This is a genomic window from Paraburkholderia pallida (genome assembly GCF_004524855.1).
Lineage (GTDB): Bacteria > Pseudomonadota > Gammaproteobacteria > Burkholderiales > Burkholderiaceae > Paraburkholderia > Paraburkholderia oxyphila.
In genome coordinates, this window is sequence record NZ_CP038151.1 from 1,693,217 (window position 1) to 1,716,948 (window position 23,732).

Here is a 23,732-nt window from a genome sequence, read left to right on the forward strand (position 1 = left end):
GGGGAAACGGCGACGTGCCTATACGGAGAAACAACCGTATTGGCACATGTCCCTCACCACCCGCGTCCTGCGCTTCAGACTCAAAGACAAACACGCAAAGCTGTTGCGTGTACTCGCGCGCGAGGTCAACTTCGTGTGGAACTACTGCAATGAGCTCTCCCATATGGTCTGGCAGCGGGAGCAGCGCTTCCTGTCGGGCTACGATTTCCATCCGTTCACCCGGGGCGCGGGCAAGGCCGGACTGCACCTGCACTCGCAGACTCTCCAGGCCATCGGCGAAGAGTATGCGGTGCGCCGGAAACAGGCCGGCAAGACCCGGCTGCGCTGGCGCGCGTCGGGCGGACCCCGCCGCTCGCTCGGCTGGATTCCGTTCAAGGCGAGTGCCATCCGGTATCGCAACGGACAGGTGTTCTTCGCAGGCACGCCGCTGTCACTGTGGGACAGCTACGGTCTCTCCCGGTACGAGCTTGGTGCCGGGAACTTCAGCGAGGATGCACGCGGCCGGTGGTACCTGAACGTGACCATCAAGGTAGAAAAGACGCCGAAGCCCGCCACCGGCGAGGTCGAACGTTTCGTGGGCATTGATCCCGGCCTGAAAGACTTCGCCGCAACCAGTGATGCTCAGGTCATCACCCTCGACCGACACTACCGCAAGCTCGAGACGGTGCTGGCGAAAGCACAACGCGCAAGGAAGAAGGCGCGAGTGCGTGCGCTCCATGCAAAAATCAAAAACTCCCGGAAAGACCAGTTGCACAAGCTTTCCACGGCGCTCGTCCAGCAATACGGCGCCATCTTCATCGGCAACGTGAACGCTTCGGCGCTCGCGAGGACACGGATGGCGAAGTCCGTGCTCGATGCGGGCTGGAGCCTGTTCCGGACCATGCTGCAATATAAAAGCGATTGCGCGGGCGTGTGGTTCGATGAGGTCGATGAAAAATACTCAACCCAGACCTGCAGTTGCTGTAACAGGCGCACTGGCCCGAAGGGCCGGGAAGGTCTTGGAATAAGGGAATGGGCCTGCTTCGAATGTGGTGCGTATCATCATCGCGACATCAATGCGGCAGTGAACATTCTCGCGGCGGGACGTCGCCGTCTAGCAGTAGGAATCCCCGTCCTTCCCGCGCTAAGCGCGGCAGCCGAAGGCTGAGGGCGGGGAGGACGTCAACAGCGCGCATGTCCGCAGGGAACTTTAGCGCTTAATTCTTTGATAGCAAGTGATCCACCATACATCGCTTCGCCGCGCTCTGCCGTGGTGTCGTAAGCATCTGGGTCCTTGCGCGTAATGGTCAGCGTTGGGTCAATGTGAGCGACATCACTCCGCTAACGAGGCCAGCGATACTTCCCGATTTGTGTTCTGCTCGGGTGGCATCGCAAAATCTCCGCAACTCGGATATACCTCACAACCCTGAGCCTTCTGTGTCCCGACGTTCGCGAAACCGGCCTATCTACCGGAATTGACTACCACCGCTCGGAAGTACGCTACTTTACCTGCCCATTCCGGTAGCGGATGGCACTGGCCTTGAACGGGATCCAGCCCAGCGAGCGACGGGACCCGCCCGACACACGCCAGCGCAATTTCGTTTGCGTGCCTGTTTGCGACGCACAGCATATTCCTCTCCGATGGCCTGGAGGGTCTGGGAGTGTAGTCCCAGTCCCGCCTTGCCGGCTCCTTTGGTGAACGGATGGAAGTCGTAGCCGGACAGGAAGCGCTGCTCGCGTTGCCACACTTTCAGCGACAGCTCGTTACAGAAGTTCCAGACCAGATTCACCTCGCGCGCGAGCTCACGCAACAGCTTTGCATGCTTGTCTTTGAGTCTGAAGCGCAGGACGCGGGTGGAGAGGTTCATGTGCCGACACGGTTGTTTCTCCGTATAGGCACACCTGGATTCTCCCCTTGAAAATCACGGCAATCCTGCTTCGCTGTCTACACCCGCCTTTCATCCCCGGCCTGAAGGCCGAGGTTTTCAGACCGATTGCGGATAAAACTCCCTCGGCCGCCGCCCCCTGTGGCATGCGGCGTCCGTCAGACTTGCGTGTAGGACGCCTCCGCGCCAGCTAGATGCCTGTTCAGCTTCCGAAGTACAGTGTACAAAAACTCACCGGGCCGACACAATTGGGATCGGACACACCTATCCCTGTCGTCTTGCTTGCATAAGAACCGGAACCATTCGAACCGCTGTTCGCGGCCCCCACCCCAGTCTCGGTTCGCTGCTTCGACCGTGCGAGTTCCGAAGACGAAGACGGGTCAGCAGGCGATGCCGGATTGGACATCGAAGATTGCACCGCTCCTTGCACAGGTCCCGCGCTCGCCGGCTCTTCAGAAAATGCGGACGAAATTGCCACGCTTGCAAGGCACGTAGCGATGGGAAAAAGCCATACCTTCTTCATGCTTACCTCCATACCATATTCTCGAGAACAATTACATCTTCATACTAGGTTCGCAACATCGCTGTCACACGCCCCAGCAAGAAGCATCAGAAGACGCCTTCAAAGTAGAAGCTCGCCGCCCAAACCACTACATCCAGTGATAGCTCAATACTTCAAGTTCGCCTATCCTAAAAAATTGATTTTTTAATAAAACCCCGCGATATACGTTCAAGCGCCCCCAACAAAATCCCATTGGCAGACAATAATTGACCACAAACCGAAAACCTCATCACCATTAAAAATAAAATAAATCGATGCAAAAAAATAACAAAACCGGATGAAAAAATCGATTCCTTCCTTAAAGAAGCCGCTCGATTTTTAAAGACCGATTTTGACCACGCGCTAGACTCTGTACATCCATCTCGCGTGTTTTTACAGCATGAGCAACGACGCTTTTTCCTCGGCTATCCGGGGCCGCATATGCCTTTACCGCCTTCGCTGCCGGCAAAGCGCCCGTTGGCGTCCTAGTCCGACTAGCCGGGTTCGACGATCAGGGTCGCGATCTAGATTGCAATCGATCCTGCTCCACAAACTGTAGATCTTCTTCTTGACGGCAGCGATGCGTTCGCCCTGGTCAGCATGATGCTTGCCATTTTTTGATGCCCAAAAGCCGCGAAAGACTCTTTCTGATACGCAACAAGACTAATCACTCCCCTAACATCCATAGACCCAATTTGACTCGGAGGCTTTTATGTCTGACCAGCCTGACGTTCCAGGAATTAAGCGTTATGACAGCCCCGCAGGCGGCTGGGGCGCGCTGAACGCAACCGCTCGCGCTGTGAGAGAGCAGATGGACGCATTTGTCGCGCCAATCACTCTACTGCGGACGAATCAGCCGGATGGGTTTGACTGCCCAGGCTGCGCATGGCCCGACAAGGAGCACCGATCGACATTTCAATTCTGCGAAAACGGCGCAAAGGCTGTAACTTGGGAGGCTACCAAGAAGCGTGTTCCCCCCGAATTCTTTGAAAAGCATACGGTCGCCTCGCTGTTGAAGTGGAGCGACTATGATCTCGAGAACGAAGGTCGACTTACGCATCCGATGGCCTATGACCGTGCGACCGACACCTATCAGCCTATTTCGTGGGAAGCGGCGTTCGCTCGTATTGGCGATGTCCTCCGCTCACTTCCGGATCCAAATCAAGCGGAGTTCTACACATCCGGCCGCGCGTCTAACGAGGCAGCATTTCTCTATCAACTCTTCGCTCGCGAGTACGGGACAAACAACTTCCCAGACTGCTCCAATATGTGCCACGAGGCAACGAGCGTCGGTCTCCCAAAATCTATCGGAATCGGGAAAGGCACGGTCTCGCTAGAGGACTTTGACCAGTGCGAGCTAATCATTGCCATGGGGCACAATCCCGGGACGAATCATCCCCGGATGATGGGTACGCTCCACGAGTGCGCACGACGAGGCGTTCCGATAATCGTCTTGAATCCGCTACGGGAGCGCGCGCTTGAGCGCTTTGCGGACCCGCAGGACGCACTCGAGATGATCACATTCGGTTCAACAGATATCGCCAGCTCCTACCATCTGGTCAAAGTCGGTGGTGACGCAGCCGCATTGAAGGGCGTACAGAAGGCGCTATTGGCGCTAGACGCGTCCACGCACTCCGACGGCACTGTGATCGACCACGCGTTCATTGCAGAGCACACCATCGGCTACGAAGAGTTTGTAGATGACATCAACCAAACCGAATGGGCCGACATAGAATCCGAAAGTGGCCTGTCTAGGAAAGCGCTCGAATCCATTGCTCTCGCGTATTCGGAATCGAATGCGACGATAGTTACCTACGGAATGGGTATCACCCAACATAGCAAGGGCACCTCAAATGTCCAGCAGATTGCTAACCTACTGTTCATGCGAGGGAACATTGGCAAGGCCGGTGCGGGTATTTGCCCCCTGCGCGGGCACTCGAACGTGCAGGGCAACCGAACCGTTGGAATCACTGAATTGCCGTCAAACGAAATGCTCCAGCGGATTGAAGATACCTATGGATTTGTCCCGCCGTCGCATCATGGACACGACGCAGTTCGCGCGATGCAAGCGATTCTTGCCGGGAAGTCTCGAGTCCTTATGTGCCTTGGCGGCAACTTCGCAGTTGCGATGTCGGACCACGAACAATGTTTCCCGGCAATGCGAACACTCGATCTTTCCGTTTTTGTCAACACGAAGCTCAATCGCTCACATCTTCTCGTAAGCCAAGAATCAATCATTTTGCCTTGTCTCGGCCGCACAGAGCTCGATGCGCAGGAAGCGGGCCCTCAGGCGGTCACCGTAGAGGACTCTATGTCGATGGTCCACGCCTCGCGAGGAAAGTTGCCACCCGCATCAGAGCACCTTCGCTCAGAGCCCGCGATTGTCGCAGGGATCGCACAGGCTACATTGCCCGCATCCAAGGTCCCTTGGTTTGAATTGGTTGCCGACTATGATCGCATCCGAGATGGCATTGAAAAGGTCTTCCCCGACTTTGCGGACTACAACGAGCGCATCCGGAAGCCCGGCGGCTTCCGGTTGCCTTTGCCACCGACTGAACGCAAATGGACTACGCCGTCTGGGAAGGCCACCTTCATTCCGTTCCGCGGATTACGCACGAGCCCCGAGTCTGTGGGCGAGAATGCACTAACCTTAACGACGATCCGGAGCCACGACCAGTACAACACTACCATCTATGGTCTTGACGACCGCTATCGCGGAGTCTTTGGGAGGCGGGACGTCATTTTCATGAATGAGGAAGACATGCGTTTGCGCGGTCTCAAGCACGGGGATGTCATTGATCTCGAAACCGCGCTCCCTGGAAATCGCAAGCGTCGGCTAACCGGCTACACCGCGATTACATATAAAATCGCGCGCGGCTCAATAGGAGCGTACTATCCCGAGGCCAACGTGCTTGTTCCACTCGACTACATCGACGCGGAAAGTGGCACGCCCTCCTATAAATCCGTACCGGTCACGGTAAGCCGTGCGGCATAGGGAAGGAACCTTGTCTACCGCGGACTCTTGCGACCGGGTCACGTCCGGTCGCAGGAGTTGGGGCATAAATCCCTCTACAGGCTACCAACTACGACCGTCGACTGTACAAGCCAAAACGCTGCCTGAAGCCGTGAAGATCATGACCATCTACCGTTAACAGCGTGCAGGCTCACTACGAGACCGCACTAGTCGGCGCGTAAGGTAGCCGAAACTATACCCTGAAAACCGAGATCGGCTAGCGCAACACGCGAAACTGATCCGCCATCGGCTGTGCGGCTGCGGCGGCCTACTCAACCAACACCGCGTTCTCGTGGATCACCCGGTCCATCTGGACGACGCACCGATAGAATGGCGAAGGGATGCTCCGTGTCGAAGTTCGACAATGGTCACGTAGACCTCCGTTAGCTATCCCTTCTCGAATTGTGCAGTCCGCGCGTAGAAAAATATAGGAACCGCGGGCCGTGGTCGCTGTACATCCGCTCAAGCGGGCCCAGCCACATCAACCAAGCAACGACCACAAGCATTACAGTTTCCATCGGGCTATTAGACGCCGGTAGCCTCTAGTTGCGACCGCCGCGCTTTGCGCGGCCAGTTCCGGCTAAAGACCGAGTTCGCTGAGCCCAGGATGGTCATCCGGCCGCCGCCCAAGAGGCCAGTGATACAGTCGATCTTCTGGTTTAATCGGGAGATCGTTAATCGATGCATGGCGTACCACCATCAACCCGAACTCGTTAAATTCCCAGTTCTCATTTCCGTACGAGCGAAACCAAGTGCCAGAATCGTCGCGCCACTCGTAAGCGAAACGTACAGCAATTCGATCGCCTCCGAATGCCCACAGTTCCTTGATCAACCGGTACTCATGCTCATGCGCCCATTTCTTGTTGAGCCAAGCCACGATTTCCTCTCGCCCGTGTGGAAACTCAATCCTATTTCGCCAGCGGCTGTCCACCGAATAGACAAGCGATACTTTCTCAGCGTCCCTTGAGTTCCATCCGTCCTCGGCGAGGCGGACCTTCTGCGTTGCGGTTTCTTGAGTAAAGGGGGGAACGGGTGGGCGAGTTTCTGCATTCATCATCAACCTCCTTCAGGATAGGGATTGGGTACAGCGTGCAGCCATGGCTTAGGCCGCTTATCGGAGATGGACCCTTAGCTCCGTCGCGAGTTGCCGAATCGCGGCTTCAGACGGAGCATCGTGGGCTAATGCGTTCAACACTGAAAAGTTGTGTATGGTTCCCGAATACGAAGTCGTAGTAACTGCCACTCCGGCAGCATCGAGCTTGCGTCCGTACGATGCACCTTCGTCGTGCACGACGTCAAGCTGCGCAAGCTGAATTAGCGTGGGGGGCAAACCGCGCAACTGATCGACTGTCGCCCTGAGAGGCGCTGCGTATATATTTTCCCGCTCCTTAACATTAGGAACGTATTGATTCCAGAACCACTCCATCAATTTTGGGCCCGGAGAGTAGCCGTGTGCGTATCGCTGATAGGAACCGTCATGAAAATCAGTTGCCAAAACAGGCCACATTAGGCCTTCGAATCGCAGCTTCGGCGCATTGTGACTTTTAGCCAGAAGGCAAAGTGCGGCGGCTAGATTTCCTCCGGCGCTGTTTCCCACTACTGCAAGTCTCGACCCATCGACACCGACTTCCTTACCGTGTGCGGCGGCCCAAACGGACGCTGCGTACACTTCGTCTAGTGCTTTCGGATAGGGGGCCTCAGGCGCGCGTGAGTAATTCACGAATATCGCCGCTGCACCCGACTGCCTGACGAGCTCAAGCACCATTCGTTCGTGGCTCGGAAAATCCCCGGCTACCCAGCCGCCACCGTGAAGAAATAGAAACGCTGGTAGTACGCCGGCCTCACCCTTCGGACGGACGATCGAAATTGACACAGACACGCCGTTCTGATCGATAGTACGGGTGATTACGTCAGATCCCGACTTGTCAACGCCGGCATTTGCCTGCAGCCTAGAAAACGCGTCGCGCACCTGCTTTGCCGAAAATTCACCATGCGGTGCGCCCCCCTCCTTGGCAGTCTCCGCCAGAAACGCTGCGGTCGCGACGTCGGGTGACACCGTAGGACCCTCTGCATACGCTGCACACTCCACCAGACCAAACAATACGATAACCGAAGCCGCCCAGGCCAATGCACCGATCCATCCGTTGTGTATCGCGCCTCTCAAGGTACATGCTCCTCGCCTTGTTACGAACACTACATTCATGGGCAGTGTACGGCGCGGCCACTCCAAGCGGTTTCGTGTTCGCACTGCTCTATCGTGATCGACCGGTTTTAGCGCGACCAAGGAGATCGGATATCGGGCACGGAAGCGGTCGATGCGTAGACCTACTATCCAGGCGGTGAACGTAGGCGTGATCGTGAGCCGCCATGCCCCGCGTGAGCTCCGGCCCTGCTCGCACGAAATTGCGATGCTCTGTAACCACAAGAAAATAGCTGATGTGCCCCAATTCCATGGGTCGATCTCCAACTATTGGTTCGGCTTATCCTCTCAATCATCAATTCGTTCTGGACTCTCGACCAATTTCCAGCCATTCTTCTCATCACCCGACGCAGAAGTAGTTCCCTGTGGAGTACAAATCATGAAAGACGTCATCGACGGTTTCCTTCGGTTCCAACGCGAGGTATTCCCAACTCGCAGAGAGCTTTTTCAACGGCTGGCGAACGCGCAGGCCCCACGCACTCTCTTCATCTCCTGCTCCGACAGCCGCATGGTGCCGGAGTTGGTCACCCAGCGCGAGCCAGGCGATCTCTTCGTCATTCGCAACGCGGGAAATATTGTGCCTTCTTTTGGCCCAGAGCCTGGCGGCGTTTCGGCAAGCGTCGAGTACGCGGTCGGTGCCCTCCACGTCACCGACGTTGTTGTATGTGGCCATTCCGATTGCGGCGCTATGACCGCCATCGCGGCCTGCCATTGCCTTGACCACATGCCTGCTGTCGCGAGTTGGCTCCGCTACGCAGACTCTGCGAAAGCGGTAAACGAATCCCGCGAGCATTCGTCAGACCGCGAGAGGATCACGTCAATGGTGCGTGAAAACGTCATAGCGCAACTGCGCAATCTCGTGACACACCCATGTGTTGCGCTCGCGCTCGCCCAAGGTCGCTTAGCACTACATGGCTGGGTGTACGACATAGAGTCCGGGTCGATCGAAGCACTTGACGGTTCGACGGGGAAATTCGTTCCGCTCGCATCGAACCCATCGGTCAGCGCAACCCCAATTGGGACTCCCTTTGCAATTTGATATTTGTTCTGTACCGCGCCACCAGTTGGTAGAAGTACCAGCGGAGAGGCGCACTCATCCTAGGAGCCGTCATGAATCAGTCGCAAATTAGCCAAGACACCCGGATCGCGTTGACCCAGTCAATTCTCGATGCAAAGGCACGAAAGAATCTAACCTTCGAGGCAATCAACGAAGGTACTGGCCTCAGCCTGGCATTTGTAACCGCTGCCCTGCTTGGCCAACACCCACTTCCGGAGGAAGCAGCGCGTGCAGTTGCCGGTCACCTTGATCTCAACGAGGAAGCGGTGCACCTTCTGCAGTCGATTCCACTTCGCGGCAGCCTAGGCAGCGGCGTGCCGACAGACCCGACAATCTATCGCTTCTACGAGATTGTTCAGATCTATGGAACTACCTTGAAGGCACTAGTCCACGAAATGTTTGGCGACGGCATCATTAGCGCTATTAACTTTCGACTCGACATCAAAAAAGTCGCTGACCCAGAAGGGGGCGAGCGCGCCGTCATTACCTTAGATGGCAAATATCTGCCGACGAGGCCATATTGAGCTTCCCGACCGGGCTTGATCTCAAGCTACTAGAGGCGCCCAATAATGCACCGATTCGCTTTTCGCGCAAGGCTCAGTCGTTCGGCATCCGGGCGCAGTGTTCCCTCTAAATCGACTATCGCGTGGCACCCAGCGGCTCGATCTGACGTCAATTCAACTCCGGTTGGAGATACGGCAGAGTCGCTGGGCCTTCAGTCGAACGTGGTAGACACAAGGCGCTTAAACGCGATCGGACTGCACTAGAGAATAACTACGGACTCACGAGCATGCTCCTACATGAACTTGTTGCGCGATATGGACCCGCTTTCATATTCCTAAATGTGCTAATCCGCTCCCTTGGCATACCAGTGCCTGCGATGCCGTCTCTTGCTCTATTCGGCGCGATGGCAGCGATGCACCCCGCAACCGCCGGGTCGCAGCTCCTCCCCACATTCGCTCTGGCCGTGCTCGCAACGCTGAGTGGGGACTCCGTCCTATATCTTTTCGGACGGCGTTACGGTGCAAATGCGCTGAACACCATTTGTGAGCTCTCGCCATCTCGGGACGCGTGTGTCAAGCGCACCGAGAGGTTTTTCGGGCGGTGGGGAGTTCGTATACTAACCGTAGCCAAATTCATTCCGGGGCTTTCGCTTGTCTCGATCCCCATGGCAGGCGTTACCCATACTCCGTGGCCCCGCTTTGCCATGTACGACAGCATAGGAGCGGCGTTGTGGACAATCGCTGGGCTCTCGATCGGCATGCTGTTTGCTCCGCAATTAGAGACTCTGTTTGCGCTAGCACACCGCTTCAGTCACATCGCGATACCCGTTGTCCTCGCGTTCCTAGTAGCCTACGCCATATACAACTGGCGGCGCCGCAACCAAGTACTACAACGACTCCCTACGGTCTGCGCCACCGTAAAGGAACTAGATCTCGCGTTAAGAAGTAATTGTCCGCCTGTCGTACTCGACGTCCGAACAGGCGAAAAGCGCAAACTTGCCCCCTATATCATTCCGAACTCGCTGCCGGCGGAAGAAGATCGCCTCGACGAGATCACTGCGAGGTTCCCCAAGAACACTAAGATAATTATCTATTGCTCGTGCCATAACGAAGTCTCCGCCTTTTTGTTTGCAAAATCCCTGCATGACGCTGGGTTCAGCGATGTTCGAGCACTTTCTGGTGGAATCGATGCGTGGCGTCGAGCTGGGCATCCGGTGATCTCGCTACCCATAACACACACCAAAACCTGCGCCTGTCAATCCTCATCAATGGCGGCGCAGTAATTGCCTCCACTGCCCGTCGGGTGTGGCCGCTTTTTCTGCCTGGCCCCTGCATCACTTCTTCGTGCACCGGTTTGACCGACGCCCCCACCTTTAGCAAATCGACATACAACCGAAACACTGATTCCCCACCTCCGATTGCACGATTCCGTGTTCGGTCAAAAAGGAGCGTGCAAACGTGTAACCCACGCGATGGCATATCTGAAAGAATGATAGCAGCGCACCGATTGGCGTCAGCACCGACTGATTCGCCGAGATTCATGTCACCAAAGAGCTCTCGCACTATCCGTACCTCATCTTGGAGTCGCTCATGCAGTTCGATGCAGTTAAATGCGTGCGAGCCATCGCGTGCGTCATTGTTACGGTTGGCATCTCCCTCCCAGTGCCGAAAGTCTGCTTTGCCCAGGTTCCTCCAGCTTCCTCAATTAGCAAAAGTGAGCAGCGCAAAGAAGATCGGCAACTGGCCAAGGACGTTCGCCTTGCCCTCAACACGAACAAAGTCAATACGAACGATATCCGCATCCTCGCGCGACGTGGCGTTGTCAGTCTCACTGGCTACGTGCCGGATCCAAGCCAGATTACAAAGGCGGCGATGGTTGCGCAAAGTGTACCCGGCGTCACCGCAGTGAAGAGCTACCTGATACTGTATGTGAACGGCGGCTAGCTCGGTCAAGCGGACCAGCTAGTATTGCCGCTCCCACTGCAGACTCCTCTGGAAGTGGCATCCAGCATGGTTACTCGCCCATCCAATGTGTCCGGGGACAACGTGCGGAAGCCTATAGGGCATCCACGACGACAAATCGACTGAAGCTGACTCTTCATCCTGGACTGGCCTGATCTCATTGCGTGACACGCGGCTGAACAGGAAGATCTACCCACCACGCCTCACAACACAACGGAGTTCGCAATGTCTCATCATCTCGATTCACCGATTGCACGGCAGGACGTACGCCTCGATATCACCGATTTTTACTGTTTCAGAGGTGAGCAAGGTACAGTGTTTGCTCTGAACGTTTGCCACTCCATCGCCGGGGACGTTCCAACACCCGGATTTCATCCTGAGGGCATGTACGAATTCAAGATCGACCTCGATCACAACGCAGTTGAGGAACTGACATATCGCGTCATCTTCGGTGAACGGAACAACGCTGGAAATCAACACTACGAGATCCGGAGGATTGAAGGCGCGGAGGCCACCGATCCGCACGCACGCGGTGTAACCGTCGCTCAAGGCGTGATGGGCGAAACGACTCTCGGTGAAAATGGCCTACGCGCATGGGCCGGCAAGGCTGGAGACCCTTTCTGGATCGAACCCGATGTGCTCCATGCGGTCGGCCACGTGTTTCAGGACGGTACAGCACTGGATCTTGGAACGTGGTCACCGGCCGAGGCGAAGAACCTCTTCGCTGGTCATACCGTGTATTCCCTTGTGCTCGAGGTGGCAGACGACGACCTACTTGCTAGGGCGGGCGGCAACCGCGATATTGGCGTATGGGCGCTCGCATCACTGGCGACCGACGCAGGCGGTTGGAGGTCAATCAACCGCGCAGGCCTGCCGATGATTCACCCCCTCTTCACGCAATTCAATGAAGCACTCGGAGACAGCCTGAATGCGGGTCGACCTGCCGACGATTTCGCTACCCACGGGGAAACATTTATCCGGTCAATCGCAGGAGCGATCAAGGCAAACGGCACGGCAATCGACCCAGTCGGTTATGCAACGCGCGTAGCGCACCGATTCCTGCCGAATATCCTGCCCTACACCGTCGGCACGGAGGCTGTGTTTGGTATGGCCTCGTGGAACGGACGCTCGCTTATCGACAACGCGCCGGACGTTATGTTTACGATCGCAGCGAATTCGCCAATCGCCCTTGAAATCGGACGAGAGTCAGTGACGTCCAAACCCACGTCGACGTTCCCCTATATGCCGCCGCTTGCTTAAAGGAACATCGAATGACCGCCCCCTTCACCAATGCCGAAGGCGCCGCGAATGCGGTACTCTCGGCGCGCTTGCGCAGTATGGCGCTTTCCGCTGCGGGTATGATAGGCGTCATCGCGCTCCTTCATATCGTGGGATGGCTCACTCTTGTTGCCGTCGTCGTGCCCCAACATCTCAGCCTAGGGGCACAAGCGTTCGGCATAGGCATCGGGATTACAGCCTACACGCTCGGGATCCGACACGCGTTCGATGCTGATCATATCGCTGCAATCGACAACACTACTCGCAAGCTCGTCGGTGAGGGGCGGCGCCCAATTTCTGTTGGCTTTTGGTTCTCCTTTGGTCATTCAACGGTTGTCTTCATTGTCGCACTGCTCCTCACTCTCGGCATCCGCTCTCTGTCGACACACATCGCTGACGCGAATTCGACTCTTCATGCCGTGACTGATGTGATTGGCACAGTAGTGTCGAGTTGCTTTCTGTATGTCATTGCAGCACTGAACCTTTTTGCCTTGGCCGGCATCTGGCGAGTCCACAGTCGGCTTCGTCAAGGCGAATTCGACGAGGCTGCGCTGGAGAAACAGCTTGCCAAGCGCGGCTTTATTAATCGAGCTCTAGGGCCGGTCATGCAGTTGCTAACGCACCCCGCACAGATGTATTTCGTTGGATTCCTATTCGGCTTGGGATTTGATACCGCGACAGAAGTCGCACTACTAATGTTGAGCAGTTCTGGCGCCGCATCCGGGCTCCCATGGTATGCGACGTTGTGCCTTCCGGTACTGTTTGCCGCCGGCATGATCCTCTTCGACACGCTTGACGGCTCGTTTATGAATACGGCCTATCAGTGGGCGTTGAAGAGACCGGTACGAAAGGTCTACTACAACCTCATTGTCACCGGCCTATCTGTCCTGATTGCCTTTATCATTGGGACCGTTGAGGTATTGGGATTGCTCAGCGAAAAATTCCAGTCACACGGGAGAGTTTGGACGTCGCTCGCTGCCCTCGATTTGAGCAACATTGGTATTATTGTTGTCGTACTCTTTGTAGCAACATGGGCAATCTCGACCGCTATCTGGAAATTCGGAAATATGGGACAGCGCTTGAGCACCGTCCACCCGCCAGACAGCGACTGACGGGTGGGCACCGCGACAGTTGATCGTGGCTCTACCATTGGAAGTGGAAGATCACAGGGCTCGCCGCTAGTGTTAGCGGATAAGTCGGATGTCCTACAATTGGATCCAATCTTGGCCTGACTAGACCTTCAAGTCGCACGGAGACAGGACTACCATTGGACAACTAGCGGACGTCTAGGTAGGGGCAGCCAGTGGTACCCGTCCTACTTCAATTTAGGAGCTTTAGAAGCACGCACGCAGCGCCACGAACACCCAGTTCGCTGCGAAATTCGATACAGGCTCGTCCGACTGCTCGCGCGAATAACGCGCACAGTCTAAGGCGATGCTGATCACGTCGACTGTTCACGAGCACCGCCCATATAGCGTCCACCATCAAGCATGCGATGCTTTCGGATGGAGATCGGTTCGCCAATAGTTCGGCAGGAAGCTCACACGCGGCCAGACCCCAACGAGAATTGCCGGAACACGAGAAGACTTACGAAGCAAGCGGCGTAGCAACCGGTTAGCGGTGCCACGTTGCTCGCTTCGTGAATCACGATATGGTCCCTGCCAGCTAGATGTCTTGCTTGTCTGCACTGAGTTGCTGCAAACGCGGCAAAACCAAATACTCACCCAAAGCAAGGCACGCATTAGGCGATCGACCTACTCTCCTCCCGGGAGACATTGAGGCTCCCCAAGCGGCTATTCCAAGGAATTAGCGACCCTCTTCGCGCACCGTCAGATTGCTAGCAACTGATGTCACTCCATGGACTCTGCCCGCGACATCGGGCACCCGGGAAAGTTGATCTCCGTCTGGGACCGTCCCATCGAGGCTGACCATACCATGCTTCGCCAAGATACGTACATCGTCAACGTCAAATTTGGCGCGCTCTAGCGCCTTACGCACATCACGTGCCAACATTCTGTTCGCCTTGCGCTCCACCTTAGCACTGGCAACATTTGAAGAGTCCTGCGCGAAGGCAGTCGACGTCACTGCGGAAGTCCCAAGGACGACCAGTGCGATGGCAACGATGCCCACGTGGCGTTTAAATGTCGTATTCACACTCACCTCCAAGTCATACGGTTTGGTCGAACATGAGCTTCGACTTAGTAACTGCTCTCCAACTATTCAAATTTTAGTTACAGATTAAATCTGCGTTTTCAATCCACGCTCGCTGCCATCGCTCGCCGTTATTACCTCTCGCTTATCCCGAGCGGGCGAACAGAGACTGTCAAGAAGTCCGGAACAAATTCAATTCATCACTTACACGACAGATACAGGCCTAGCCGAACGGCCATGGACTCAGCGATTCCCCGGGGTAGCGCGAGTCTGGACTCGCTGTTGTCGCGTCAACGGATAACAGTCCTCCGAAATTCATATTTACAACTAGCTGGCCTCATTGCTAACTCCGGAAGGAACGGCATCGCTTTTTCGACCATCGATTGTACTCAGGTATCGTGCCAACGCATCAACCTGATCGGCGGTAATTGGCGCGCCGAACGATCCGCGCATTTTCTCGATCTCGGTCCTCCATTCGGTCATGGTGAGAGGCGGTTGCCTTAGGACCATTCCCGTTGAATGACACATCACACAATTTGCATTTGCAATGTCGGCTCCGTCACCTGGCGGAAACGTGCTAGAGCCCGAAGGGAAAGTCACTGCGACACTATCAAAATAGACCGGCGGCACAACGCTTTCTTGGCGCCTTTCTTGCGATGCAATCGATTCTGGCAAGTAGGTCTTCCCAGTTACAGCGAGCACAACACCCACGATAGACGGGATCGCCCATACTGCTACGATGCGCTTTAGTTTCGCGTTCACACCCACTCCTTGCGCGTCACGCGACGTTTAAGTTAACCGACTCAATAACATTACGCATGAACCCGGCCGCGTTCCAATTCGGCGTGCTTGGCTGAACCTGGCCAGTAGAGTCCGTGGCACGAACCATCACTTGCTGCCGGCCGAGCTGTGTGAAGGTGACCGTTGTCTGCCATTGCCTGAAGCTGTAACGCCCGTAATCGGTACCGAGCTGCGCGTCTCGCCACGTTCGCCCTCCGTCAAAAGAGAGTTGAACAGCTCGCAAGGCGTTCACACCACCAAACGCGATACCGCGCACGAGGGTGGGGGTGGAGACGCGAACTGTGTCGCCGTCTTTTACGTTCGTGAAGAACGACCGCGGCAGCATTTTGCTGATCGGGACCTGTTTGACCCCTGTTTGACCTGGATGAACATTCGCAAAATGATTATCCGGAACCTTATAGGCTGTTGCGGTCCAGAAGTTGTCATCAGGCCGGTCAAGAACTTCGATGTCGTCGACCATCTTGACCCAATATGTTGCATACCATCCGGGTACGACGAGTCGAAGGGGAAACCCGTTCATAACTGGCAAGGGTTCGCCGTTCATTGCGTAGGCGAGCATCACCTCTCCGTCAAGCACATGATCGACAGCCAACGACTTCATGAACTTCGGTGTCTGAGGGATTACTCCAGAGTCGAGCCCGTTGAAGCGAACACAAATGGACTTCTCCCGTACGCCTGCGTGGTTAAGCAAATCCTTTAGTCGGACGCCGGTCCAGCGCGCATTTCCCATCGCGCCGTTGGCCCATTGGCCGCCGGGCACGCGCGGACTAAAGAAACCTCGAGAGTTCCCTGAGCATTGATTGACCGCCACTATGTCGAAGCGTGGAAACCCCTTTACCAGCTCGTTGAGACTAACGCTAAACGGCTTCTCCACGTTACCATGGAGACTCAATCGATAGGTGCGAGGATCGATTGTGGTCGGAATACTGGCCAAGTGCCAGCGCACATAGAAGCGATCATTGGGCGTCAGGACACCATGATCAAACACCTCGAAAGGCGTTTCTATAAGTGGTGGTCGGTTTCGTTGAAGGATTACACTTCCTTTCTGAGGGAGATCTGAAACTAGTGGTCGTTCGCCATTCTCGAAGGGCAATTGAATCGTATCGGTCTGCCCCGCCTCAGAGATAGTCGGTAATCCAAGCGCGGCAATTCCCAATGCACCAAGCTTCCCGAGCACTTTTCGCCGCTGTTGGAGAAAAAGGAAATCGTACTTGTTCATGGAAATCTCAATTCTTGATTTGAAAGGTTTTTCAGATTGTCGATTGAATACCAAGTCTGTCCGATTGAGGAGCAAGCTTTGATCGAAAGATTCCTTTCGTGCAATGGAGGCTGCCTGTCTTCCCAAAAGCGAGTCTCGACGAGTTCAAAGTCACCGAAAGCGAACTAGCGACCATCAGTGCTGCTGCGAGTGCCGGAGATATCCAACCGGAGAACGCGAGTGGAATCGCAAGCAGGTTATAGACGACGGCAGCAGCCAGGTTCTGGCGTATTGCTCCTGCGACGCGACGCGCACTGTTCAAAGCAAAGTCAATTCTCTCGATACCACCATCAACCAGCACAACCGCAGCAACCGCAGTCGAGGAGGCTGTCGAGCCACGGACTGCAACGCCGAAATCCGCAGCGGCGAGGGCGGCTGAATCGTTCAGCCCATCGCCAACGAAGCCGACTTTCCTGTTACCTGACTGCGCAGCCACCACTTGATAGGCCTTCTCCTCCGGACTACGACCCGCATATATCGCGATGTCACTCAACCCCATCATCCGCACCGTATCCTGAGCGACTTCCAACTTGTCTCCGGTCAGAATAGCGAACTCAACTCCGGACCTAGTCAGCCGCTTGAGCGCTTCCGCCGCTCCGCTGCGCGGGGTATCCGCGAACTCCATTGACCCAATCCAGCGTCCATTGCGTGCAACATGAACAACCGTATGCCGGCTAGCGTCTACCAGTACGTCCGCGCCACACTCGCTCAAAAATTTCTCAGTACCAGCGAGAATATGTGTTCCATCATCACCATGCCAAACGATTCCCGCTCCGGGTACCGCTCGGGCGTACCCCTTCTGCTGCTCTACCGTCGCACGCTCCGACGGTGTAAGACTTTCAATAATCGCTTTGGCGAGTGGATGCTCGCTTCCCCGCTCGGCGAGCGCGGCATTTAACAGCAGTTCTCTTTCGCTGAAACCCTCGACCAAACGCGCACCAATCAGCGCAGGCTTGCCTTCAGTCAGTGTCCCCGTTTTGTCCAGGAAGAAGGAACGAATGCGACCAGCCGACTCGAGTGCCTCAACGTCACGAAACAGAATCCCGCAACGCGCGGCGCGCCCAACACCAGCATTAAGCGCAAGCGGAACGGCGATGCCAAGCGCGCACGGGCAAGTGACGACGAGTACTGACACGGCGTGCTCGACGGACGCCCCCCACGGATCACCGCGCACCCGAGCTATTGCCAGCGCTAGCAGGGCAATAGCACATATCGTCGGCGTAAGGTAACGTGCGAGTCGTTCGGCTAGAGCCTGTGACGCGGTCTTTCTGGAAAGCATCAAACGCACGGTGCGCGCGATTAGGTCAACGCGTCGCTCTCCCCAAACTTTAACTACGCGAACAAGAATTTCACCTTCGCCGTTCAGCGCGCCGGCTTCAACGCTGTCGTCAACGCCAACAGTCCGAAATTCCGTTTCGCCAGTCAGGAGGGATCGGTCCAGCGATGAGGTCCCCGCGATTACGACACCGTCCAGAGGCAACCTCTCCCCGGGGCGTATGCGGATCACGTCATCGCGAGTCACGCGCTTTGCGAGCACGGTTGCTTCGGTGCCGTTTTCCGTTACGATTTGGGCCGTTTCAGGTGGCAGTTCCAGCAAGCTCTTGACGGCATCGGACGATGCACCACGCACAGACATCTCGAGCAACCGGCCCGCGAGTAGAAACGTCACTATCATCGCCGACGAGTCAAAGTAGACACTTGAGCTCCCTTCTGAGAGGCGCCACAGCGAAAGTGCAAAGGATGCGCTTGCGCCGAGCGACACCAAGAAGTCCATTCCTGGCGCACCAGCTCGCAAAGTACGTAATGCGGCTCTGAAGAACGGAGCGGCACAGTAACCAACTACTGGGGCGCACATCAATCCCGCGAACAGCGCAAACCCAAATCGCACCGATGTTGTGAGCCCTTCATCCGGCTCAAGGTACAGGGTCCACTGCGCCGTCATCACCCACATCGACAGAAATGCAGCTACCACCAGGCGAAGCGAAAGATCGCGCCGAAGACGCGCGAAATGGGCTGCACGATCCTGACTGGGCCCCTCCGGCACGCACTCGTAACCAAGCTTTTTAACCGGACCGAGGATCGTTGCGAGTGATGTCACGGAACAGTCCCATTCAAGAGTCGCAGACTCTGAGGGAAAGCTTACCTTGGCGCCCAACACACCGGGCTGCCGGTTTAGAACGCGCTCTACCGCGTTTGCACAACTCGTGCACCACATACCCTGTACATCGAGCAAAATATTAGCGACTTGATCAGCTTCCATTTGCTTCTCGTCACGCTACTTCTGCTGCGATTTCAGTTCGTCGCCACCAGCCCAAGGGGTCGTGCGACTACCCAATGCAGTCCGCTCTGCCTTCACAGTATCGGCCGTAATAGCTGGGGCTTTGTTGCCAAAGCTCGATCGCACATGAGATGCTACCGCCGCGATCTCTGCGTCGGACAGGGTCGAGCCGAAGGCAGGCATACTACCGTTGAACGTCGCGCCGGTTACTGTTATTTTCCCGTTGATGCCGAGCAACAAGATGCGAGCGACTGTCTTTGCGTCGCCATTGACCCATTCGGATCCCGCTAACGGCGGAAATACGCCTGGCAACCCCGCACCAGTCGCCTGATGACAGGACGCGCACCGTGTAGTGAAGATTTGCCCACCATCCGTGCTCCCTCCGCTTCCCCCGCTTGCCGTCACGACGTCACCCCCTCCTGATGCCGAGGCGCCGTGCGGTATAAGGTCTGGATTAAGCAGGAAATAACTGACACCCCACACGGTCAGCGAGGCTGCAATAAGCCCAAGTAGCCATGGAACCGGATTGGCTTGTTCCTTCGGCTCGGGGTACTCTCGACCGTGGACGTTGTCTTGGTTTTGCGGCTTACTCATGGCGCGGCTCCGGCTGGTCAGTTGCGACCGGGTACGTGTGATTCAACGAGAGCAGATAGGCAACGAGGTCCATCGCTTCGGTACTCGCGACCACGCGCCCACTAGCGGGCGCAAACTGCGGAGGCAGGTTCACGACTTTGTCGTTTGGACCGGGATGCTCAACCACTTTAAACAGGAACGGATACGACGGCATAACACTGCCGGGAGACACACTCCGCGGCTGATACAAGTGCGCTAAGTGCCAGTCGATACTAGGCTGACGTGCCGCAATGTTGAACAAATCAGGCCCCGTTCGCGATACGCCCAGCAGATGGGGGTAGTCGTAAGCGTAATCTGCCGCCGTGGCCGGACGCCCCCATCCGCGAGCGATATCAGCTCCGAACTCAGCCGAACGCGGCTGCTGCGAGTGGCAGTAAACGCAACCCATGCTCACGTATATGGCTCGTCCCCGAAGCTGGGCGACCGTATAAGGTTTCAACTGCTCAGGAGGATCCTCTCCCTTCAATTGCTGGTAAGGAATCGCCACCAAAGCGACCGTTGCCATGGCCAGCATGATGAGCGCCCCAATTACGAGTGTCAGGAGTCTGTTCATGCCTATCGCCCGGTAGTAGGTACTCCGCCGATGTACGCCTGCCCTGTCCGTACGGGTCCGCGATCTAGCGCCATTGCAAAGAAGTGGTACGCAAAAATCAAATGCCCTGCCACCATCAACAAACCACCGAACGTTCTCGCCATTAGATACGGTCTGAGAACCGTAACCGAATCCATAAACGGCTTATTCGGATCAAGCAGATCGACACCCTGCAAAACCCCGCCAACGGTAAGAAAGACGAAGTAGATTCCAAAGCCAACGGCCACCAACCAAAAGTGCCAGGTAATCAACTTTGGATAGGGCCACTCGCGGTCAAGCACGCGAGGCATAACAAAGTATATCGACCCAAACATAATCATCGAGTAGAAGCCGTACAAGCCTAGATGTGCATGTGCGACCTTGTATTGCGTAAAGTGGACAAGCCGATTAAAAAATGGCAGCGCTTCGTGCGCACCCTGCAGCGACACCAGCGTGTACAGGACTGACCCTAGAACCACAAAACGTAGCGTCGGAGAGTATCGGAGTGCCGATACGCGTCCTGAAATGACGGTCATGTGGTGATTAATACCCACCGCAAGGACGGGAATAATCATCATTACGCTTTGTACAACGGAGACACTTTGCACCCATGCCGGCACTGCGCTGCCGAGCAAATGGTGAATACCTGCCTGGCTGTAAAACATGGCCAGAGCCCAGAATCCGACCAAGGAGAGTCCATAAGAATATATAGGCCGCCCCAGAACCTTGGCGATAAAGTAATATGCCGCGCCGAGACCAATAGGCGTTAGCCAAAGTCCCAAAACATTGTGCGCGAACCACCAATTGACAATTGCCTGTTCAACACCGAAGTGTACATACGGAACCTTCGCGACCACATAGAGAATCGGGAACCACAAAAGTGCCGCTGATAGGTACCACACCGATACGTACAGATGTTCGACCTTTCTCTGAACCAACGTCAAAAAGAGTGGCACAGCACAAAGAGCACCACCGACCGCAATCAGAATACCGATTTGCCAAGGGATTTCGAGCCACTGCATGCCATCCGTCCATCCAGCAAGAATAGCAGTAACACCGGCGGCAACACCTGCGTTCCATAATCCAGCTCCAGCTATGGCAAAGCGACCACCAACGAGCGGCGTCTTCAGCAAACGCGGAAGCATCCACAAAGAGATTCCAAGGCCAGCCATCGACGCCCAACCGTACACGACCATGTTCAGGTGGGCGGTTCTGATCCGACCGAAAGTCAACCATGCGTAATCAGTCAGAAAGTCCGGCGAAGTCAGCTTTTGAGACGCAATCAGACCTGCGACTGATCCTAATACCAGCCACACAATCGAAGACGATAAAAATGCGAACGCCGCTCCACGACTTGAGCTGTCCTGGGCCTCACGAGCGGCAAAACCTTTCGGGTTGGCGAAATGAAACCCAACAGCCGTCGCTGGCACCGGCTCTTCACTACGCAAGCTCGCTAGCTCCTGAAGCGCCATGCGTTGAGCATCCGAGCCTGCAGGTTCTTCGACTTGCCCCGCTTCGCCGCTTTCGAATATTATCTGCGCGGCCTCGGGACCAGCGCGCATCAGGCCTTGACCCAATGCCCAGATAAATAGAAAGAGTCCGAGCACCGAGATCAAAAACGACAACGCCAACAGGGCGCCAATTGTAATATTCACGGACTCTCCACGGATATAGATAGACTTTTCGCACCGCGTGCATCATGAGTTCACATCCGCCACACTGCCAACAAGACGGCAAGCGCGAGAGCGCATTAGTAAATGTATGCGACGGGGAATAGTTTGAACGCTAGCTTCCCATCCATAGGACAATTAGAATCCACGCTGCTTCCAGTCCTGGCAAACAAGTCAGACGCGACGCTGTCCCCAGCGACCATCAGACTGGGGAACCAGAAGAGCTTCGAACGCTCGATCAGCGAAGGACGCCTGGCCATCTAGGCATCGAGCACTGACTCTATGAATCGGGCGCCAGTAACTCAGTCTCGCACGCCTCCTCCTGGTTCTCTTTCGCATTGAAGCTACTTTTCAAAGAAAGCACTGAAAAGCGCAACTCATCGACGATTGCTTCGCATAAGCCAGACGGCGAAACGCCAAACTCACGTTCCTGCTGCCATCCAAAGAGCTGATTCCGACTTCGCTTAAGGAGAGCCACATTACCGATTCTTCAGCCGCTTCCCACATAGAACCAAGAGCCAGGCTATTGACCGTCTCGTATCCGCGTTGCCCACGAGCGTGACGATCCGTTCCGCGGAAAGACAGCCCTTCTCCCTGACTTCCTTTTCTCCGTCGGAAACCAGGCTCTAGTGCTTAAGCTGATCCGAGAATTCCAGAACGGCTCAATCGGCCGCCGCTGCAGATCGCGTTCCACCGAGTCTCGATCTCACACATGAAAACTGAGTAGCCGACCTCGACGCCAGTTAATGACTGGCGGTATTTCGTGCGTCGGGCAAAAATCGAGTGACTTTTGGAAAGCGCATGTTGTAGTTAAACCCCATACTACTTCCATCGACCGGCCGAGCGAAGCGCTTTCATCCAAGCAAGACTCCACCAGCACGCGGTTTCCGATCGGCTCCCTAGCTTTTTATTATTTATCGATGGATTTCCTAATTTCATCGGAAATTGGTCTGTAAATCTCGGTTTTTTTGAGTAAAAGGGAAAGAAAAGCCAGTCGGCAAGTCGCACAGTGGCGAAAAGGTCTGGGGACTAGCAAGTTTGCGGCCTTGCATGTGTAGGCGACTCACTCCGATATATTATTTCGTACACGCACTGGGCAGCCAATCATGAGTCACGCAATCCAAAGCAGCGAAATGAGCAACCGCTGTGCAAGCCTCCGTCGAGATGCGAGAGATCCTTGGACCGATATCGTCAGTATGCTCGATCAGTTGTGCAGTGGACGTGTTAGCAGAGGTTTGCACTATGCGTGTGCTGAACCCTCTGCCCGCTATCGTAACAAGGCCCAGTTAGATGGGCTCATGGTAAGGATAGTTGAGCGCCCGACTGTCGGGCCTGTGACGCTGACTTGGCGGGATCCTCTGTGTTGCTCCTACGGAAATCAAGAGTGGTACCTGACTCGCGCACGGCGTACCGGCGTGTGCGCCCTTAGTGGATTAGAGATACGACGCGGCCAAACCGTTTATCGCCCCCGAGCCACGCGACCGCAAGCTTTGAATGCAAACGCAATGATTCTTAAAGAGATATTGGACGACGTGGATGACTAGATAGTTCGCGGCGGCCCGACTCCCGGCACGGAGGGACGTTAATTCCTGCATTTGCCACCCACATGGTTGATCATTCGGTATTGCGGGTTCAACCAGCCGGTGATTTGCTCTGATGCCCGTTTTTTCTGCAGCTTGCTGACTATCAGATGTCGCAGTTTTACGTTAAGAGAGAGCAGGCACTGTTCCGGTCGCTACGCTGGCTCCCGGGCCTTTGCATCCAGTACAGCCACCCTATCCCCCTTCGGTCCACCGTGCCGGGAGACCTCCTCTGACAGTGGAGGGCGCACGCCCCGAGATCTGCCGCAATCTGGCATAGCGAAAAGCTAGCGGTGATTCCCCGCGAAATCCCATAGCGTTCAGCAAGCGTCAGCACTCGAGGTGAGCGCGTCCTCATGAATGACACGATG

Annotated in this window: 19 protein-coding genes; 9 read left to right on the top strand and 10 right to left on the bottom strand. The window is 55.7% G+C overall.

The annotated features are described in order from the left end of the window. Positions 1 to 46 precede the first annotated feature (46 nt). Positions 47 to 1,147 carry an RNA-guided endonuclease InsQ/TnpB family protein gene (locus E1956_RS42245; protein ID WP_134759399.1) on the top strand — a complete coding sequence of 367 codons (1,101 nt, stop codon included), beginning with the start codon at positions 47 to 49 and terminating at the stop codon, positions 1,145 to 1,147. A gap of 337 nt (positions 1,148 to 1,484) precedes the next feature. On the opposite strand, the gene E1956_RS42250 is transcribed toward E1956_RS42245, so the two are convergent. Then, positions 1,485 to 1,847 (bottom strand): hypothetical protein, encoded by a 363-nt coding sequence (locus E1956_RS42250; RefSeq protein ID WP_134759400.1) that lies wholly within the window; start codon positions 1,845 to 1,847, stop codon positions 1,485 to 1,487. 1,271 nt (positions 1,848 to 3,118) lie between these two features. Here E1956_RS42250 and E1956_RS42255 point away from each other — a divergent pair. After that, a complete protein-coding gene (locus E1956_RS42255; RefSeq protein ID WP_134759401.1) occupies positions 3,119 to 5,401 on the top strand; it encodes an FdhF/YdeP family oxidoreductase in 2,283 nt (760 codons plus the stop codon). Positions 5,402 to 5,999: 598 nt separating this feature from the next. On the opposite strand, the gene E1956_RS42260 is transcribed toward E1956_RS42255, so the two are convergent. Together E1956_RS42260 and E1956_RS42265 are read right to left on the bottom strand one after the other, a co-directional pair. After that, the gene (locus E1956_RS42260; protein ID WP_134759402.1) at positions 6,000 to 6,476 is read right to left on the bottom strand and encodes a nuclear transport factor 2 family protein; all 477 of its coding nucleotides are present in this window, start codon (positions 6,474 to 6,476) and stop codon (positions 6,000 to 6,002) included. A gap of 54 nt (positions 6,477 to 6,530) precedes the next feature. Further along, positions 6,531 to 7,622 (bottom strand): alpha/beta hydrolase, encoded by a 1,092-nt coding sequence (locus tag E1956_RS42265; protein WP_134759404.1) that lies wholly within the window; start codon positions 7,620 to 7,622, stop codon positions 6,531 to 6,533. Positions 7,623 to 7,998: 376 nt separating this feature from the next. On the opposite strand from E1956_RS42265, the gene E1956_RS42270 reads away from it, so the two are divergent. The 6 genes from E1956_RS42270 (at position 7,999) to nicT (ending at position 13,531) form a co-directional block, all read left to right on the top strand. Further along, entirely contained in the window at positions 7,999 to 8,658 is a 660-nt protein-coding gene (locus E1956_RS42270) for a carbonic anhydrase (RefSeq protein WP_134759406.1), read from the top strand. A gap of 71 nt (positions 8,659 to 8,729) precedes the next feature. Continuing rightward, complete coding sequence (cynS, locus tag E1956_RS42275; RefSeq protein WP_134759408.1) at positions 8,730 to 9,200, top strand: cyanase; 471 nt, start codon at positions 8,730 to 8,732, stop codon at positions 9,198 to 9,200. Positions 9,201 to 9,466: 266 nt separating this feature from the next. Then, a complete protein-coding gene (locus E1956_RS47460; protein ID WP_134759410.1) occupies positions 9,467 to 10,462 on the top strand; it encodes a DedA family protein/thiosulfate sulfurtransferase GlpE in 996 nt (331 codons plus the stop codon). 307 nt (positions 10,463 to 10,769) lie between these two features. After that, positions 10,770 to 11,123 (top strand): BON domain-containing protein, encoded by a 354-nt coding sequence (locus E1956_RS42285; RefSeq protein ID WP_134759412.1) that lies wholly within the window; start codon positions 10,770 to 10,772, stop codon positions 11,121 to 11,123. Between the two features lie 243 nt (positions 11,124 to 11,366). Further along, positions 11,367 to 12,401, top strand: coding sequence for a DUF4331 family protein (locus tag E1956_RS42290; protein ID WP_134759414.1), 1,035 nt, complete (start codon positions 11,367 to 11,369; stop codon positions 12,399 to 12,401). 11 nt (positions 12,402 to 12,412) lie between these two features. Beyond that, positions 12,413 to 13,531 carry a Nickel transporter NicT gene (gene nicT, locus E1956_RS42295; protein ID WP_232072283.1) on the top strand — a complete coding sequence of 373 codons (1,119 nt, stop codon included), beginning with the start codon at positions 12,413 to 12,415 and terminating at the stop codon, positions 13,529 to 13,531. Between the two features lie 694 nt (positions 13,532 to 14,225). Here the strand turns inward: nicT and E1956_RS42300 are convergent. From E1956_RS42300 to E1956_RS42330, 7 genes are all read right to left on the bottom strand, one after another. Further along, positions 14,226 to 14,573 carry a BON domain-containing protein gene (locus tag E1956_RS42300; RefSeq protein ID WP_134759416.1) on the bottom strand — a complete coding sequence of 116 codons (348 nt, stop codon included), beginning with the start codon at positions 14,571 to 14,573 and terminating at the stop codon, positions 14,226 to 14,228. A gap of 324 nt (positions 14,574 to 14,897) precedes the next feature. After that, complete coding sequence (locus E1956_RS42305) at positions 14,898 to 15,332, bottom strand: c-type cytochrome (protein WP_134759418.1); 435 nt, start codon at positions 15,330 to 15,332, stop codon at positions 14,898 to 14,900. A gap of 16 nt (positions 15,333 to 15,348) precedes the next feature. Beyond that, on the bottom strand, positions 15,349 to 16,590 hold the full coding sequence (locus E1956_RS42310) for a molybdopterin-dependent oxidoreductase (protein WP_167760307.1): 1,242 nt from the start codon (positions 16,588 to 16,590) through the stop codon (positions 15,349 to 15,351). 31 nt (positions 16,591 to 16,621) lie between these two features. Next, a complete protein-coding gene (locus E1956_RS42315) occupies positions 16,622 to 18,889 on the bottom strand; it encodes a heavy metal translocating P-type ATPase (RefSeq protein WP_134759420.1) in 2,268 nt (755 codons plus the stop codon). A 15-nt stretch (positions 18,890 to 18,904) separates the two neighbouring features. After that, positions 18,905 to 19,501, bottom strand: a complete 597-nt coding sequence (locus E1956_RS42320; RefSeq protein WP_134759422.1) for a c-type cytochrome — start codon at positions 19,499 to 19,501, stop codon at positions 18,905 to 18,907. Beyond that, positions 19,494 to 20,093: a cbb3-type cytochrome c oxidase subunit II gene (locus E1956_RS42325; RefSeq protein WP_134759424.1), complete on the bottom strand. Its 600-nt coding sequence runs from the start codon at positions 20,091 to 20,093 to the stop codon at positions 19,494 to 19,496. Before E1956_RS42325 ends, E1956_RS42320 begins: the two co-directional genes overlap by 8 nt. 2 nt (positions 20,094 to 20,095) lie before the next feature. Next, entirely contained in the window at positions 20,096 to 21,766 is a 1,671-nt protein-coding gene (locus E1956_RS42330) for a cbb3-type cytochrome c oxidase subunit I (protein ID WP_197733003.1), read from the bottom strand. 1,313 nt (positions 21,767 to 23,079) lie between these two features. On the opposite strand from E1956_RS42330, the gene E1956_RS47845 reads away from it, so the two are divergent. Continuing rightward, positions 23,080 to 23,325, top strand: coding sequence for a DUF3331 domain-containing protein (locus tag E1956_RS47845; RefSeq protein ID WP_418789373.1), 246 nt, complete (start codon positions 23,080 to 23,082; stop codon positions 23,323 to 23,325). Positions 23,326 to 23,732 lie beyond the last annotated feature (407 nt).